The sequence below is a fragment of the Undibacterium sp. KW1 genome (assembly GCF_009937955.1).
Classification (GTDB): Bacteria; Pseudomonadota; Gammaproteobacteria; order Burkholderiales; family Burkholderiaceae_D; genus Undibacterium.
This window is the reverse complement of sequence record NZ_AP018439.1, coordinates 3882352-3898221: the sequence shown is the minus strand read 5'-3', so window position 1 is coordinate 3898221 and position 15870 is coordinate 3882352. Positions and strand designations below refer to the sequence as shown.

Annotated in this window: 11 protein-coding genes; 2 read left to right on the top strand and 9 right to left on the bottom strand. The window is 52.9% G+C overall.

Annotation, left to right across the window (positions count from 1 at the left end):
* Nucleotides 1-14 precede the first annotated feature (14 nt).
* Together UNDKW_RS17450 and UNDKW_RS17445 are read left to right on the top strand one after the other, a co-directional pair.
* Nucleotides 15-569, top strand: a complete 555-nt coding sequence (locus UNDKW_RS17450; protein ID WP_162059711.1) for a GNAT family N-acetyltransferase — start codon at nt 15-17, stop codon at nt 567-569.
* A 48-nt stretch (nt 570-617) separates the two neighbouring features.
* Nucleotides 618-1127 (top strand): nuclear transport factor 2 family protein, encoded by a 510-nt coding sequence (locus tag UNDKW_RS17445; protein WP_162059710.1) that lies wholly within the window; start codon nt 618-620, stop codon nt 1125-1127.
* Nucleotides 1128-1165: 38 nt separating this feature from the next.
* Here UNDKW_RS17445 and UNDKW_RS17440 read toward each other — a convergent pair whose 3' ends face one another.
* The 9 genes from UNDKW_RS17440 to UNDKW_RS17400 all read right to left on the bottom strand — a co-directional run bounded on the left by UNDKW_RS17440 (nt 1166) and on the right by UNDKW_RS17400 (nt 15859).
* Nucleotides 1166-1660 (bottom strand): phage tail protein, encoded by a 495-nt coding sequence (locus UNDKW_RS17440; RefSeq protein ID WP_162059709.1) that lies wholly within the window; start codon nt 1658-1660, stop codon nt 1166-1168.
* Between the two features lie 85 nt (nt 1661-1745).
* Nucleotides 1746-2219, bottom strand: coding sequence for a phage tail protein (locus UNDKW_RS17435; protein WP_162059708.1), 474 nt, complete (start codon nt 2217-2219; stop codon nt 1746-1748).
* A gap of 12 nt (nt 2220-2231) precedes the next feature.
* A complete protein-coding gene (locus UNDKW_RS17430) occupies nt 2232-3788 on the bottom strand; it encodes a hypothetical protein (protein ID WP_162059707.1) in 1557 nt (518 codons plus the stop codon).
* 96 nt (nt 3789-3884) lie between these two features.
* Nucleotides 3885-8237, bottom strand: coding sequence for a hypothetical protein (locus tag UNDKW_RS17425; RefSeq protein WP_162059706.1), 4353 nt, complete (start codon nt 8235-8237; stop codon nt 3885-3887).
* 24 nt (nt 8238-8261) lie between these two features.
* Nucleotides 8262-9239 carry a hypothetical protein gene (locus UNDKW_RS17420; RefSeq protein WP_162059705.1) on the bottom strand — a complete coding sequence of 326 codons (978 nt, stop codon included), beginning with the start codon at nt 9237-9239 and terminating at the stop codon, nt 8262-8264.
* A 1-nt stretch (nt 9240) separates the two neighbouring features.
* Complete coding sequence (locus UNDKW_RS17415) at nt 9241-10761, bottom strand: hypothetical protein (RefSeq protein ID WP_162059704.1); 1521 nt, start codon at nt 10759-10761, stop codon at nt 9241-9243.
* An 87-nt stretch (nt 10762-10848) separates the two neighbouring features.
* Entirely contained in the window at nt 10849-14103 is a 3255-nt protein-coding gene (locus UNDKW_RS17410; RefSeq protein ID WP_162059703.1) for a DUF6603 domain-containing protein, read from the bottom strand.
* 22 nt (nt 14104-14125) lie between these two features.
* Nucleotides 14126-14647, bottom strand: coding sequence for a hypothetical protein (locus UNDKW_RS17405; RefSeq protein WP_162059702.1), 522 nt, complete (start codon nt 14645-14647; stop codon nt 14126-14128).
* Nucleotides 14648-14665: 18 nt separating this feature from the next.
* Nucleotides 14666-15859 carry a hypothetical protein gene (locus tag UNDKW_RS17400; protein ID WP_162059701.1) on the bottom strand — a complete coding sequence of 398 codons (1194 nt, stop codon included), beginning with the start codon at nt 15857-15859 and terminating at the stop codon, nt 14666-14668.
* Between the last annotated feature and the right edge of the window lie 11 nt (nt 15860-15870).

The following is a 15870-nucleotide window of genomic DNA, read 5'->3' as shown; positions in this document are numbered from 1 at the left end:
ATCGTTGAGCAAGCATGATTGACTATGCCAGCCTGAGTCCGTTAAAGACGGAGCGTCTCCTGTTGCGCAAGATGGAACGCAGCGATATCGACAGTGCCGCCATTATCCATGGTGACCCCGCCACCAATATCCATAACCCGACCGGCCCCAGATCACGCGAAACCACCAGGGTATTGCTGGATGACTGGGCCGGTGCATGGGAACGTCAGCATTTTGGTTACTGGACAGTCTGTTCTATAGATGAGCCAGACCAGGTATTGGGTTTTGGTGGCGTCATGCGCAAGCAGATAGGTGATTTCAGTGGCCTGAACATCTATTTCCGGTTTGCTGCGCACACCTGGGGCAAGGGCTATGCAACGGAAATGGCGATGGCTGCCTTGCATACTGCTTTTGTCGTGCTGGCTGAGGATGCTGTATATGGCCTGGTCAGACCTGCCAACATTCCTTCGCGCCGCACCCTGGAAAAAATCGGCATGCAGTTATACTCGGAAGTGGAAGATGTGCCGGGTGAAGCGGCCAGCCTGATTTACCGCATCACCCGTGCCGATTACCTGAACCGACAAAACTGATACCCGGATCAGGCTAAAAAATCAGGCTATAAAAACCAGGATGTGAAAATGAAAAAGACACTGAGTGCTTTATTGGCTGCATGGGCCATGCAGACTGCACTGGTTCATGCCGCAGATGATATTGCAAGCGTCACGAGCAAAGTTGCCCAGTTCATTGATGAATGGCATGACGATGCTGCCCACGCACGCCTGCAGTATTTCGACAAGATGGCAAAAGATGGTGTGTATATAGGCACCGACAAGACAGAACGCTGGACGCGTGATGAATTCAAAGCCTGGGCCAAACGTTTTTTTGAGCGGCCATCTGCCTGGGCTTTCAAGTCCTTCAACCGCCATATCAGCATGTCGGCAGACCACAAATTTATCTGGTTTGATGAGCAGCTACAAACCCAGATGGGCATTTGCCAGGCCACTGGCGTGATAGAACAAACCGCCAGGGGGTTTGAAATCAGGCACTATCAGTTGTCGCTGACCGTGCCCAATGAGCTGACTGATTATTTGGCAGATGGCGTGAAAAAACTGACTGAAAAGCAGGCTGAACAAGCGCAGAAAAAATAAGCCCTGCAAACTGTTCAAGCCAGCCTTCATGTGAGTTTTTAATACTTGATGATATAAGTCAGGGCAAAATAGGGCGGGCGGTTTTCATGTGCACCATTGCCGCCAGCGCTGGTCGTGCCATAATAATAATTGTCCTTGTCTATCCCGCCTTTGCTACCCATTTGATTCTTGCCCTGAATGTTCATGGGCCAGGAGGAATCCGACTCACCAAAACCAAAGTGCTGGTGGCTAGGTATCTGGTTGATATTAAGGGTCACGTTTTCTACACCGCCCGTGCTTTTTAGTGGATAGTTGCTGAGACCACCGCCCTGGCCGCTGCCGATGATAAATCGGCTGCGCAGGTCAGGTACTGTATTACCAATGACAGCGAACAGGTTCGGATAAGTCGATTGGCTGATGGCCTGTCCGACGCAAAGCAGCCAGCCGTTTGGTGCATCGCTACCGCCAAAGGCAATGATGGAGCCGACTGGCAAGGGATTGATGGCAACCGTCTCAGCGGACTGGGAAGGCGCGGTGTTGGTTAATGTGCTCATGAGCTTTTCTCAAAAAATGGAATGAATTATGCCAATACAGGATATTGCATTGGCATCGGGATAAAGACGCCTTGAATCTGCAGCTTTAGTATTTGATGATGTAGGTCAGTGCATAAAAAGGGGGCATATTATTGTGCGCAAGATTACCGCCAGTGCGGGCTGTCCAGGTCGTAAATGACCAGTTATTAGTTGACCAGCCTTCAGAGTTGCCACCTCCGTTGTTGTTACCACGGTTGCCGCCGCCAACACCATATGCATGACTGTGATTGGGCATTTCATTTTCGCTCAGGGTGTGAGACTCTTCACCGCCAAAGCTGTTCAACGTGCGGATGGATAAGCTATTGCCCTGACCTGCACCGACGATGAAACGACTGCGCAAATCCGGCACATGGGCACCAACTATGCCGTACAGGGCAGGATAAGTAGATGACGAAATAGTTGCCCCATCACACAATAACCAGCCTGGCGGCGCAGTATTTCCGGCGAAGCTGACGATGGTACCTACAGGCACGGTGATAATAACGGTGTTACTGGCAGTGACTACATTTTGATTCGGCATTGGATACTCCGGTCAGTCATTAGTGGTATTGCCATACACGTTCAGTGTATAGGTTGTTTGGGGAGCGGTAGGATTGACGATGTAAGTCGAAACAGTTTGCGGCACCGGTAACTTAACCGGACTACCAGAACCATTGTCGGCAATGATTTCAAAACTGTCCTGTCCCTCAATATCCCATTGCAACTGGAAGGCATAACTGGCCGGTGGCACGATCGTGGTAGGCTGTATGGTAAAACTATTGATCACGGGCGGGAAGATCAGAGGTACCGTACACTGTATCTTGTTCAACTGGTTTTGCCAGTTGCTGTCAGAGTAAGCCCAGCAATACACAGTCAGGGTCTGGGTCTTGGTAATGCCAGTGATCTGTGGATGCTCAGTGTCATAATTGAGTGCGGGATGTGCCGTAGTGCCGTAGGTATACTTTTGTTCGGGTATGGTCATGCCTGGTATATAGAAGCTCAGCTTGACACTGCCAACACCAAACATGCTCCAGGTCAGCGGAATAGAGACCTGTTCAGTTGAACTGTTAACGGGGATAGTTTCCGCCAGGCTGTAGATGCCTATCGCGCCGGGATTGGGTGGAATCTGCTTGCTGATAGGAACGACAAACACCGTATCGTTGTAATGCGTGCCATCGTTTGCCATGAAACCGGAAAACTGCACATACATCTGCGTAGGGCCGGTCGGCGTCATCGAAATGATATTGGCGAAAGAGAATGTCACATTTGACTGGTCACCAGTACCTATGATCTGTTTATTGGTATTGTTGGGTGTCAGTGTCCAGGTTGGCGAATTCGCCTGGCCGGTAACAGAAGGATTTTGCACACTCCAGCCACCAGTCTGATCTACATAGATACCGGCGCTGATAGCCCAGGCTGAGCCTGTTTGTGTCGCTTGCTGTTTGTCGTCCGGCGCCAGCGAGCCGCTGGTTGTACCATACACAAAACTGACCGATACCTTGGGTGAGCCTGTCCACATATTATTGCCATTGAACAGTGGCGTGCTGCCGATATTCTTGAGGTTCAGGTACAGGGTATTGGTCAGTGGATTGCTGACGGCGGACACATAGACCGCGCCGCCAAATTCTGGTGTGACGCTGAGCACCTGTTGCAGATTCAGGTTGCCTGGCGCAGGTTGTGCAACCAGCGCCAGCGCTGACGATACCTGGCTAGGGACGTTGGCACCGCTGATGCCATTGAAGTTGATTTGCACGACGTCAGCGTTAGGGGTATTCGATGTCAGCACATTATTGATGCTGAAAGTGATGGCGCCATTGCTGAACCAGGGGGCATTGCCACCAGTCCAGTTAAGTTGCAAAGACATGTCGGCACTGTTGTAACTGAAAGTCCAGCCTGCAGGCGTGATATTGCTTATCGTCATCTGCTCCAGTTGTGCAGCCGTGAAATACAGCGGCATGAACACTTCCAGGCTGGCGGCGTTAGTGAGATTGATATCAGCCCCGGTGTCATTGGTGAGCACGATATTCAGGCTGGCTGTGACCCCTGTATAAATGGTAGCGGGCGTGCCCGCTACCGCAGGGTTGTTCATGGTCATTATTACTGAGCTCATAATTTTTTCTGTCTGTTAGGGTTGATCAAAATAATAAATGTTCAGTAGTGTTGGCTTGGTTGTTACTGCTTGGTTGTCACTGCTTGTATGCATGCTTCATTCATTACTGTCCGGGGTGAGTTCCAGCCAACCCTCCTGCAGAGTCTGTGGTGAGTAGCCATAGACCGGGGTTTCATTCGCCGCGTTGGCGATCAGCGCTGTCTCGGTAGTGCTGCCCGGCGTGATCCACGACCACGCATAACCGGCCTCCGCAGGCAAGGGTACAACCAGGCCCTGACTCATTTTCAGCATGGGTCTGGTGACGAAATTGACTTGCAGGCTGTTCATTGCAGTCGAGTACTGGTCAGGCGGTATGCTCAGTTCATTGACCGGCAATACGCCTGTCGTGGCATGTACCGCCGCACGCGGATCAACCAGCATGGTCAGGTGACGTGATGCTGCATTCAGGGTCAGTTGCACCGTGGTTTCAGTCGGCGCCCGGATACCACCTTGCATGCCAGGATCGGCAGCAGGTGCATAAAATACGGCACCGATGTAAGGATTGTCGCCAGTGCCATCCATCAGGTAGCCAACCAGCCCGTCATCCAGATTGGCGAGGTCACCCAGCCGCAGTGGGAAGTTGAGGTTTTGCAGGTTGGCACTGCTGTAGGCCATGCGGTCTGTGTAATTGACGCGGTTATTATTCACGTCTTGCGGGAGTGGTGCGCCAGGGCCGCTGCTTGCCTGGCTGATTGGCAGCAGGTTGCCAGCAGTTTCCAGCCCGACTGATGCCCTGACCAGGGCCAGGGGATTACCCAGCAGTACCGACAGGTTCGCATCCCTGGCGTAATTGGCCGGGTTGATATAGTCGGCAGAGTCCAGTATCACCTTCATCAGGTCTTGCAGGTAGCTGGCGTTCTGGCCATTGATGTACCACATGTAGTTGGCCAGATTGGCATTCACCTTGGGTGAGCCTGGTTCGCCTATGTCATACGCCAGGCTGCTGGTGGGATTGTCCAGGTTACCGGCACGGGTGCGATAGACCAGGGCAGGGTTGGTGCTCAGATGTTCTATGCCAAACGTGCCTATCGGGCTGCCATCGGCATTGTAGAAAAACAGGTTGTTGTCGAGGTGATTCGGCATGATCCAGCCGCACACAGGTGAGGTGGCGGGGTGATGGCTCATCTCTTCAAAATCCCCTGTGATACCGGCGATGCTGGTGTCATACGAGGCTGACAGCCACTGGAACCACAGACGGCTGGAGGCCAGTAACCTTGGTGGCAAATAGATCTTGCCCTGGTTCGCTGTATCTTCGGCGGGCGGTGTCATGGAGTAGGCGGTGATCACTTCCAGCGATCCATCGGGATTGCTGGCCGCAGTCGCCAGATCCATGCGCTGGCCGAAAGCATCGACGATTTCTATGCTCAAGATTTCCAGGAAACCAGAACGCAGGGGGCCAAAATTACCCTGAGCCAGCAAGCCCGTGGAGATAGGTTGCTGGCTGTTGAAGCCAAAGTCATACCAGTTGTCCCAGGCATTTTGTTTGGCGGCGTTGGCGACAGCGGTGGTCACGCTGTCGCGGCTGCCCTTGGTCAGGTCTTCCACTGCTACCTGGGCGACATCGGCAGTCAATATCTGCTGGATGTTGAAGCCGCTGATCGATTGCGCCAGGAAGTTCTTGTCGGCATACAGATCGGCTATGCTTTGCAGGGTAGGGTTATCCGGGTCGCCGGGGTGGCTGGCTATATAAGAGTTGATCTGGTACACCAGCACACCGGTGGAGTTGGAACTCATGGTCGATGAGTTGCCATAAGTGATGGCGTCAGGCGAGGTGAAGTTCACAGCCTGGCTGCCATTCATCTTATAGACATAATCGACCGCATCTGTATCCAGGGTAAAAAAGTCCGTGAGATTCGATGGTGAATAAATCGCGTTGCCATTGTTGTCCCTGGCTTCCCACAGCAATGGATTAAGTCTGACATTCCAGACCATGAATACCGGCAGGAAAGGGTTGACCTGGCTGGATGGGAAACCGGCTGGCGTAGCCTGGGTGCTCCAGCCTATGGTATTTGGTGCCCAGCCATTGCCGGCAACATTGCTGAACGTGATATTCAGCGACTGTGGTGCGCTGATCGCGATGACCGGATTGGCTGCAGCCTGGTAATTGTCGCTTGCCACCGTGGCAAACAGACTGGTATCTGTGGATGCAGGTACGCCACCGGCATTCGGTGCAATATCAAGCGGGCTCAGGCCACCTTGCGCATACATCAGGCTGGTAGTAAAGGCGGACAGTGAAGTAACTGCCGGATTATTTGCTCCACCTATTGCAGCGAGGCCGGATGCCACTGCCGTTGCCAGCATGGGCGTGATCAGGCAGGCTTCGCCGAGCAGAGCGCTGACATCGGTGCCCATGGGTATATTGCCGTTGATGGCAGGAACTATGCCTGTGCTGCTGGCCATTATCCTGAGCTCATTGCCGTTATAGCTGATATTGAGCTGGTCCAGTATTTCCTGGCTCAGACGCACAAAGGTCAGTGGATTTTTGCCATTCCTGCGTGCAGGCTCCATCATGTCGCCCTGCATCAGTACCAGAGGTTCATTCGGCAGATAGAAAGCATCACTCTTAGTGCATTGCACTTGCCATGCCGGGTAAGCCGCCAGGGCATTTTGCACTACCTGATAATTATCCCAGACCTTGTAGGCCAGGCTGGAAATCGATACCCCGCTGACAGGCTGGCTGATGCCGGTGACTGCACCTGATTCTTCATTCGTGATATACGACAATATGCCAACTGCCGTGCCCTTGGCGATGACAGCATTCAGTTCACCACCGCTGGCAGTGTTGATGAAATTCGTCATGTTGCTGATGCTGATATTCGGGTCAGTGATTTCACCCGTGTATAGCTTCACATAATGCGTCCAGTCCATGAACAATTGCTTGCGCATGGTGGAGAGCGCAGCGCGGCCCATGTCGTAGTTTTTTTGCGCCTGGTTCAGCAAATACAGTTGTTCGGCCAGGTCCAGCGGCAGGGTGACTTCGACATCTGGATTGACCGGGGTGTCACCATTGACTTCCTGGCTACCTATGATCCACAGGTAACCGCCCGGGTCAGTCGAGAAGGCATTGCTGTGCAGTGCTTCTTCTAGCGTAATGAGTTTGTTCGGTGTTTTTTCGAGATCTGCCAGCAAGCCCAGTTGCAGGGCATCCAGCAGGTATTCATAATTGCTTAGCACATTCGGGTCATTGGTCTGCTGGCCCATGTCGGTCTTGAGCATGGCAGCCACGGCTTCTTCGGTTGAATTGCCGACGGCAATCTCAACCTCGGTATCCCAGACTGAAACATTGCCCGCATTATTCGACTGCAAAAAGTAAGTCGTGCCAGGATTGCTGAGCATGTTCCAGACGATTTCCTGGCTGGTACCGGAAGACAGGGTTTCTTCAGGGTAGTTGAGCGAAGCTATCGTATGATTTTCATTGAGCTCATAACCGACATCGGCCATATTGAAGGTCCATTTCATTTTTCCGCTGGTGATCTGCTGGAAAAAGTCATTCGGCGTCAGTTCAGGGGCAACATCATTGTTATTGCATTCAGTCAGGTATTTGTTATAGTCGTCGGTAATATGGGCATCAATATTGGCCAGGGGATCAGACATGCTCTCATTGAGCCAGCCTGTGACCTGGTAAGTTGTGCGGAACTGTATCGTCGCATTCGCCTTCAGGGCTTCATACAAAGACTTGTAGCCGGGATAAGGTACGTCAGAAAAGTTATCCCAGAAGCCAAATACACTGCAGCATTCAGGGTAGTAAGAACCAAAATAGGCACCGACAAAACCTATTGATGTCAGGTACAGTGAGCTTCCATCAGTGGCTTTGTAATTTGGCAGGTAATTCGATGCTGGTGTATTCGCCGGGTTCCAGCTTGCTGCATCGACCACCCGCCCCATGTACATGAAAGGCTGTTGCTGGAAACCAGGCTGGGCTGGGATAGGCACAGAGATGACAGGCCGTATAATGCCGGAAGCATCGGCCTGCAGTGTCGATGACAGGTAATCACTCTCGACCACCCAGCTCTTGCTGCTGATGTTGCCATAAGCCTGGGTTTGCGTATCATAAAAACTCAGGAAGCGGGTTACCAGCCAGCGGTTAGGCGCAGCCGGGAAAACCAGGTTGCCGCCTTCAGCAGGTTGCGAGCCTTTGCGAAAATAATCAGGCAATTCCCATTGCAGATGCACACCCACACCGAGCGGGTTGGCTGGGCTGTTAAGCGGATTGCCGCTGGCTGTGCTTCCCAGCGGCGCATAAATCTTGTCACCGGTACTGGCCGCTGCCGGTGGCGTGCCGCCATTCGGGTTATACCAGGGCATGGAGTTGAAGCTGGCCGTCTTGCCCTGGAAGCCGCCAACGACATTGGTGGCATCATTATTGTTGACGCGCAATGCGGCAATATTAAGTGGAACGATGGCGTTCATCATGATTTTCAGTCGCTGGCTTAATTAATTTGATTTATAAAAACTGACCATGCCCACACCCTCGGTCATCTCAAAGCCCATCTCGGCAGAATCGATGCTGCTGGGGGCTGTGGTGCCCGGTGGCGGTGCGACAGAGCGGTTGGCTTGCAGGATGAGTTTGGACAAGCTGTCCATACCCAGCACGCGCGGCGATATACTGCGGAAACATGAGCTGATGTCAGTCGGCGTCACCGTCTGGCTCATGGTGACGCTATTCGTCGTCGTGCCATCGTTGGTCTTAGTTGCATTGCCAAAGGTGTACAGGTTTTTGACCGCAGTGGCGGCGAGACCCCTGACGGTACAGCCATTCTGGAAACAATCGATACCATAATGCAGTGCCTGTGGCGCTTCATGTATATCAACGCGATAGGCATCACCAGCAACCAGACAGATTAAGGTGTCTGATTGTGGTCCCAGTTGCTCCAGTCTCAGGATTTGCAACATGACAGGGCTTGGGTCTTTGGGAGTGCCACCGAGAGGATAGACATTCACGCCCATGCTCGGGTAATCAAGTACCAGTGAAGAGCGCAGGACAAAGCCGCTGATGACTGTGGAATTGCTTTCGCTGAGTTTGGCAGTGGTCCCAAAGGCCTTGGCCCTGACTTGAGAAGCTGTGCTCTTGACCTGGCTGGTCACCTCGGGCAAGACGGCAGATTGCAGATTCATCTCTGGCGTATCGATCTGTGTGGTCAAATTGCGGCCTATGCTCATGGCACCATCCGTCAATGCAGAAATCCAGTTACTGTCGAGATAAAAAAAGCGCAGTGATTCTGGCGGCAGCATGTTTTCATCTGGTACCAGGTAATTAAACGGCACGCCATGCAGCAGTGCCAGGTTGGCCAGCCAATCCACCAGCACTTGTGGCATGGCAGGATTGGGCAGATTGGCCTGCACATTGGCGGGGCTGGAATACGCAGTCTGCAGGTTGCTGATCAGCGATGAGCGCTTATAGACGGATTTCATATTAAGCCTCAGGATTGAGTGACATGATGGTGCGTTTCAGCAGTGAATTTGAACCATGCGGTGCCGGTGCGCCGACCATGAGTTTCATTTGCTTCGCTTGCGGAGCCAGGTCCAGCGAGGCACCCAGGCTTTGTTCCAGCATCTGGTCTTCGACGGATTGTTGCACCTGCATTTCCAGGTCGCGCTTCCAGGTGTAATAGGCCGTTGAAAACGAAGTATCCTGCAAGGCCACCATGCGGCCTATGGTCCAGGCGGCAGCATAAGAGGTATCCAGCAAACCCGTGGTCGGGTCAAAGATGGTGGCCGCATCAGGCGAGGCTATTGGTACCTGCAACCATGACTGCGTGACCTGATAAGGCGTCAAGGGGCCTCGATACCAGGACACCGTCTGGCCGGAAGTGCGCAGGGTTTCATTGAGTGGCACGTAACCCATATTCAATGCGCCGCGCACGACCGCATTGCTACCTTGATAGGGCAGGCGCAGATTGGTATTGGTGGCGGCTGGTGGCGGTTGTTTTTTCGGGTCATCAATGACGCGATCATTCAGGCTCAGCAACTGGTGGACAAATGTCGCTGGCTGGCCTGTGCTGAAGAAAGTCCAGTTGCTGAGTACTGCCAACCTCAGCGACAAGTTGCCATTGTAAGTGTTGCCCGCCGGTGCACCGCCACTGCTGGTGCTGGGCAAAAAGTTCTCCAATTCTTCAAGTGATACCAGAAAGGCCACGGTTTTTTTGCCTGTAGCAGGCAGGCGGTTGCCAAATACGATGGAAAATGAACCGGTAGGTTCACCAGGGTCTGGCGTATTGGTGGTAGTCGGCTGGTTGATCAGACTGACTACACGACCATGCGCCATCTGCTTCAAGTCATCGACACTGGGTGCGATCTTCCAGAACAGGCTTAGCGGCACATCAATGGTCTGGATCGCATCTGTCAATGTCTCACCGGGTTCCAGCCCCAATATTGTGGTGGCGCCATTGAAATAGGAATAATTGCTACCCAGGCTGCTGTTCGTGCCAGACGGCAGGGCAGCCTGCGGGAACAGGTCGGCCACACTGCGGGTTGCAGCAGTCAGACTCAGGCTCAGACCTTCAGCAGTGCAGGCATCGACATCATCTTCATCCAGCAGCATGACCCATAGCCAGGTTGGTACATCCGCATCGGTATCCGTGCCTGCCTCTGGCGGTGAATACGGAAGTTTATTGGTCGGGTAACGCACCCAGGGGAAAGTTTTTTGTGAAAACACCACATGTGGCAAGACATTGCTGAACTCACCCGAGGCATTGTCCGAGGGGAAGACCGAGCTGATCACATTGCCGGGCTGCGAAATCGCAAAGCGGTCTGCCGTTACCGCAAAGGTATAGCTATTGCTATAGTCTGCGCCGTTGACAGCATTACCTGCGTTGTCGAGTATGTTTTGCCTTACCTTTAACTGATAACCGCCAGCATCCAAGCCTGGTAAAAAATGCTGGATAAAGGATACCTGCTGGTTCAGCAAATAGGTTTCATCGTCATTGACAGCCATGTTGATCCACACCTTCAGAAAAAATATTCATCTATGCATTATTTGTTGCGCTTTTCCATACAAGCTGCAATTGCCAGGCTGCGATTGCTAGGCCGCTATTGCTTCCCCCAGCACACCCACCAGTGGCCAGTCAGTCAGGGCTTCTGTCGTGGCCATGGCTGTCAGGTTCAGTTGCGCGGGCGTGTAGGTGCCAAAGCCATTGGCTGTCAGGTCATCCAGCACGGTATTGCGCTGGCTGCTGACCCAGTTATTCGTCAGCGAGCTGAGTACATAATTCTGGTTCGTCAGCGCTTGCGTGCTGGCTCCTGTGACATTGATCTGCAATTCTTCTGCCGGGCTGGTGATGGTCGAGGTCACCGTGTAATTCTGGTCAGACTGCTGTGAGGTATAGCTGAAAGTAGTTTGGTTTCCTGCCGTAAAAATCAGCTGTATCAATGGCACATTGTTGACTGTCAGCGGGTTGCGCGGCAGGGCTGTGATATTGAAACCCATCAGTGTATGTGGCAGCAGGGCCGCGGCATTGGCATCCTTGCTGGCATTCGGGTCACCCCACAATGCGGTGTTCGAGTTACCCAATACAGGCTGGATTTGCACTTCATTGATATAGTCAGTGAAGTTACCGTTATTGTCTGCCTTGGTCAGCGTGATGGTATGTATGGTCTGCACACTCGACAGCTTCATGGGTTTGACGCTGATTGTCGGATTCCATATCTGTGTGCTGGAGTAAGACTCGCTGGCTGCCACCAGATGTGGCAGGGCTGTAGTGCTGGCAATGGGCAAGACATTTGGTATCGTCGTTGTCGTACTGCTGCCAGTGCTCCAGCGTGCTACGTTCGACGGTATGGTTGATGCAGTCATCAACTGGAACTGATTAGGATCGACGATCCAGTCCCAGGTGCGGCCTTCGGCATCGACAATGTCCTGTTGCAACAAACCTACGGCGACAGATGCAGAGGCATTGGTGTCGGTGCTGGCATTTGCGCTGGCGGTGCTGAGCTTGGCAGTCTTTGCCATGCTGGCAGACTTTTGCATGCTCAGCATATTCATGCTACGGGCAGATACCGACTTGGCTGAGTTCGATGAAGTTGTACCACTGCCAGGCAAGAAGTTGTCCGCCACATTTTGCCAACTGACAGGAGCAGGGTTGGGGGCAGAAGAACCGAAGCTGATGGTGAAGCTGACGATGTCGAGATCAACTTCGGCACGGCCACCAAATGAGGGACCCCAGACCTGCAGGTTCGCGCCCACACTGACACGTATCGTGAACAGGCCAAGATCAACCGAGCAACCGACATTGACATAGGCATCTGCCCGGTAGACAAAGGGAGCCCAGGCAATCAAAAAGTCCATGCCGCAATTGAACCAGGCCTTGATGGAGCCCAGCGAGAAGGTCGCAGAAAACTGCATGCCCGCCATGAACATCGCCGGTGTCAGCGCGAGGTAAGACGAGCCCGATGCCTGGAAGGGCCCCAGTGCAAAACCCATTTGCATGCGCGGCACGGCAGGGTACCAGTCCGGTTTGGAATAGGCGCTGTTATAGCCGCCGACCGTGACAACGAAATCACCCTTGTGCTCGCCGCTGAACCAGATATTGAAGGCAAAACCACCACTGATCTTGACGAAGTCACCATACAGGTAAGAAGCAGGTGTGATCACACCTGCGACCGCCAGTGCACCACTGTCTGGTGTGAACGAGGCGACGATATCGATTTCTATATACGCGAGTGGGCTGCTGGCTCCCTTGGGCAAAGTGATGGAGCAGGAACCCAGCAAACCTATCTGGGTGCTGACGCCAAACGACACCGTGACCAGGGCAAAGGCAGACACCATATTGAAAGACGTGAACTGTATGCCAGCCGCCACCCAGTACTGACCAGGCTGGTTGGTTACAACAGGGTTGGTGCCGCCAGCCAGTTGCGTCAGTACGCTGCTGAAGGCCGCACCCGCATTCGATGGTTGTGCCGGCGCCTTGCCAGGCAACAGCAGGTAGCCTGGCAGGGTTGCGATGGTTGGCAGGTTCAACGCATAGTTGACACCAAAACCAAAGGCCAGGCCGGATACATACAGGAAGGGTGGGCCACCCAAAGGCACCTGCAGGTTCGCATAGATGAAGAAGGAGGCCGGATTATTATTCTGCGCCGGAGCATAGCCGCCTATGGCCTTGAAGCCATAACTGGCGACCTGCACGACGACTTCACCAAAATAATTCGTGATGTCGTTCTGTTTGACTTTCAGGAAAGCACCACCCAGACGCAGATTGCCGCGTTGGAAATCCATCGCGAGGCCATCCAGGTCAAAACTGACCGTGTTACCTGCTGGCATGCCAGGCAAGGGCAGTGGGAAGGTGATTGACAGACCTTGCAAGTCCAGCGAAAAACCACCCATGGAAAACCCGGCAGACAGACCAAACGTCGCTTCACCGCTTTTATAATTCAGACCGATTTTTTGCAGGTCAACTGGGCCAAAAGTCTTGTTGATATTGATCCAGTTGATGGGACTGGCTGGCGGGCTGGCTTTGACGCTGCCGCTACCACTACCCTGGTAATAAGTGGCTGGCGCAGTAGAAGCCGGGGCAGCAGGCAAGGCCATGGGCAAGGAGAAATTGCTGACAGCAGTATTGCTGCCCTCCCGCAAAAGACCTGCAGTGAATGCAAACCCTTTTTTATTCAGACTGAATGTAGTCTGGTCACCTTTCGTATCTATCGCATAGGTATTGCTTTCACGCGAGGGCGGTGAACCTGCTGGCTTTAATGGATTACTGCTCTGCGACACTTGGGGGATATTGAAGCTGACAGGCTTGCCATTATTCTGTGCGGGGTCAGCATTGGTATAGCTGAAGCCCAGATGCTGGAGTATGAATTCATTGAATACCGGTATGCTGCCAACCAGGGGTAAATCCTTGAATGCCAGGTTGCTGTCTATCGAGGCGCCGACCACGTAGTTGCTGGTAGCAGAGCCACTGGTCAGGATAGTGTCGGCATAAAAACTGAAACCAAATGTCTCGGTGCTGCTGCCATTCTGATAGACCAGTTCAAACTTGGCTGCCATGCCCATTTCTGTCGTCGTTGCGCCAGTGACAGGCTTGGTATAGGTAATTTGCCCAGCGACATAGTCGATGATGGCTTCGAGATTCAGTTCAGGCGGGAATTGTACATCGACGCCAAATTGCTGACCGATATAGCTCATGAACTTGCCTATATCGATGGTGGCATCCTGCACAGAGCCACTGAAGGTGTAAACAGATCCGCTCGATTTGCTTTCCACTTCCGCGCTCAGGGAAACAGGAACAGACCCGATTTGCAGGTTCAGGCCGAGGGTGAGGTCTATGGCAGTATTGGACATGGCGGCGCAGAGTTTGGATTGTTCAGGATTGACTGGAGGCAGAAAAAGAAATAGCCAGACTCTCTATCTTGAGCCAGCTCGACAAGACAGGCGGCAGGGCTATCAGGCCGACGTCAGGATTGGAGCCTTCTACATCAAGATTGAAAGAAAACAGGAATTCCTTGGTCGTCGAATTGAGGCTGAATTCATAGATGTTGACCAGCGTCTGGTTGCTGGCATTGAAATTGGCCGGGTTCATGCCAGGAAAAGCCTGGCTGATCAGGGCCATGCCAGGATTGCTGGAAACATCACCGCCACCGAGTTTGGTATTGATGAAGTTGATCACATCACCAAGATAGATCGTGACGGGTGGGTCAAAGGGGTCGCGGTCGAGCTTGAATAAAAAGCCGTTGCTGGCACCTTCCTGTGAATCGCTCTGGCCCAGTACAATTTCTGAAGCCAGTGGTACATCCTGTTCACCTATGACCAGCGTGGTTTTAAAATTGATCGTTGTACCCATGGTCCGCGCACCTTCGTTTTCAATAGAGGATGGTTCTATATTCATTTGCCACTTATTCGCCACTTACTTGACGTAAGCAACCGCGATACTGAAATCCTTGACGCCAAAGCTGTCGCTGAACAAGCCGAGGTAAGAGCCACCATTAGCAGTGGCATTCATTGCTATCTCGACAGAAAATTCGCTGATCGTGCCTGTCGAGGTGTCGGCCACGGTGGCAAAGTCAAATGTTTCCAAAGTCAGTTGATTCGATATGCCAGTGTTGAAGCTGCCGTCACTCATGAGGTCACAAAGTATTTGCGACACTGGCAGGTTTTGTGGATTGTCAAGGGTGCCAGTCACAGAAAAAGTGGGGTCGGATCTGGTCGGCATCTGCATCGCCAGATCATAGCTAAAATCCGGCGGCACACTGGGCGGGCTGGTCTGCTTATCGTAAGGATAAAGCGCAATGGTGCCGTTGAGCCCCCAGGTCGGTGTCGGGTTGCTGAGTGGATTGCTGACACTGATCCAGATCGCCAGCGGGTTCAGGAATAGCGCATTCGGATACAGCGGTATATTGACTATGCCTATCGAGGTCGAGACATTATTGACGCTGATACTCAGCGAAGGGGTAGTCTTCACATACAGCGACAATTCCAGCGACAGGAGGTTCAAGGTTGTGCTGGCCGGGTTGTAGTAATTCGTTGGCAGCGTGGTTGGAAACATGCTGGAAAACTGCGCGCCCGGCACCAGGAAATTCAGGTCGCTCAAACCGATGCCAAAGTTGTCGAACGTGGCACTCATGGTGAACAGGCCATTGCTCATCGGTATCTGCGTGCTCACATTCCCACTGCCACTGCCTATCTTGACCGTGGTATTCAGATTGAACTGGTCCGTGGTCGGATCGTCATCAACGGTGGCAGATTGCGGTGTGGTGTTCTTGATGGCCAGGTTTGCCGCCTGCATGAGCTGACCACCGATGACTGGGATGCAGGCTGCCAGTGCGCTCAGTATCGCGGCATTATTGCTCGACGTCAGATCGATGTTCAGTTCATTGTTCGTGGTCGTGACTGTGCCTGTCATGGGCACTGCGTTCATGCCCAGCATTTTTGACAGCACGGCCATGGATTTGCCAGTCGCCTGCAAATCCAGGTTGGCACTAAAATTTGTGCCGCTGACAGGAGATCCGGACGGTACATCAAATACCAGCACACTGAGTATGGAATTACTCAGCGCCGGGTAAGTGCTGCCATAGACATCGGTAAATTTCCAGTAAGCCATAGGTGATGCCT

Coding starts and splice junctions, on each gene's coding strand:
- UNDKW_RS17450 (WP_162059711.1), top strand. CDS start 15: ATGATTGACTATGCCAGCCTGAGTCCGTTAAAGACGGAGCGTCTCCTG.
- UNDKW_RS17445 (WP_162059710.1), top strand. CDS start 618: ATGAAAAAGACACTGAGTGCTTTATTGGCTGCATGGGCCATGCAGACT.
- UNDKW_RS17440 (WP_162059709.1), bottom strand. CDS start 1,660: ATGAGCACATTAACCAACACCGCGCCTTCCCAGTCCGCTGAGACGGTT.
- UNDKW_RS17435 (WP_162059708.1), bottom strand. CDS start 2,219: ATGCCGAATCAAAATGTAGTCACTGCCAGTAACACCGTTATTATCACC.
- UNDKW_RS17430 (WP_162059707.1), bottom strand. CDS start 3,788: ATGAGCTCAGTAATAATGACCATGAACAACCCTGCGGTAGCGGGCACG.
- UNDKW_RS17425 (WP_162059706.1), bottom strand. CDS start 8,237: ATGAACGCCATCGTTCCACTTAATATTGCCGCATTGCGCGTCAACAAT.
- UNDKW_RS17420 (WP_162059705.1), bottom strand. CDS start 9,239: ATGAAATCCGTCTATAAGCGCTCATCGCTGATCAGCAACCTGCAGACT.
- UNDKW_RS17415 (WP_162059704.1), bottom strand. CDS start 10,761: ATGGCTGTCAATGACGATGAAACCTATTTGCTGAACCAGCAGGTATCC.
- UNDKW_RS17410 (WP_162059703.1), bottom strand. CDS start 14,103: ATGTCCAATACTGCCATAGACCTCACCCTCGGCCTGAACCTGCAAATC.
- UNDKW_RS17405 (WP_162059702.1), bottom strand. CDS start 14,647: ATGAATATAGAACCATCCTCTATTGAAAACGAAGGTGCGCGGACCATG.
- UNDKW_RS17400 (WP_162059701.1), bottom strand. CDS start 15,859: ATGGCTTACTGGAAATTTACCGATGTCTATGGCAGCACTTACCCGGCG.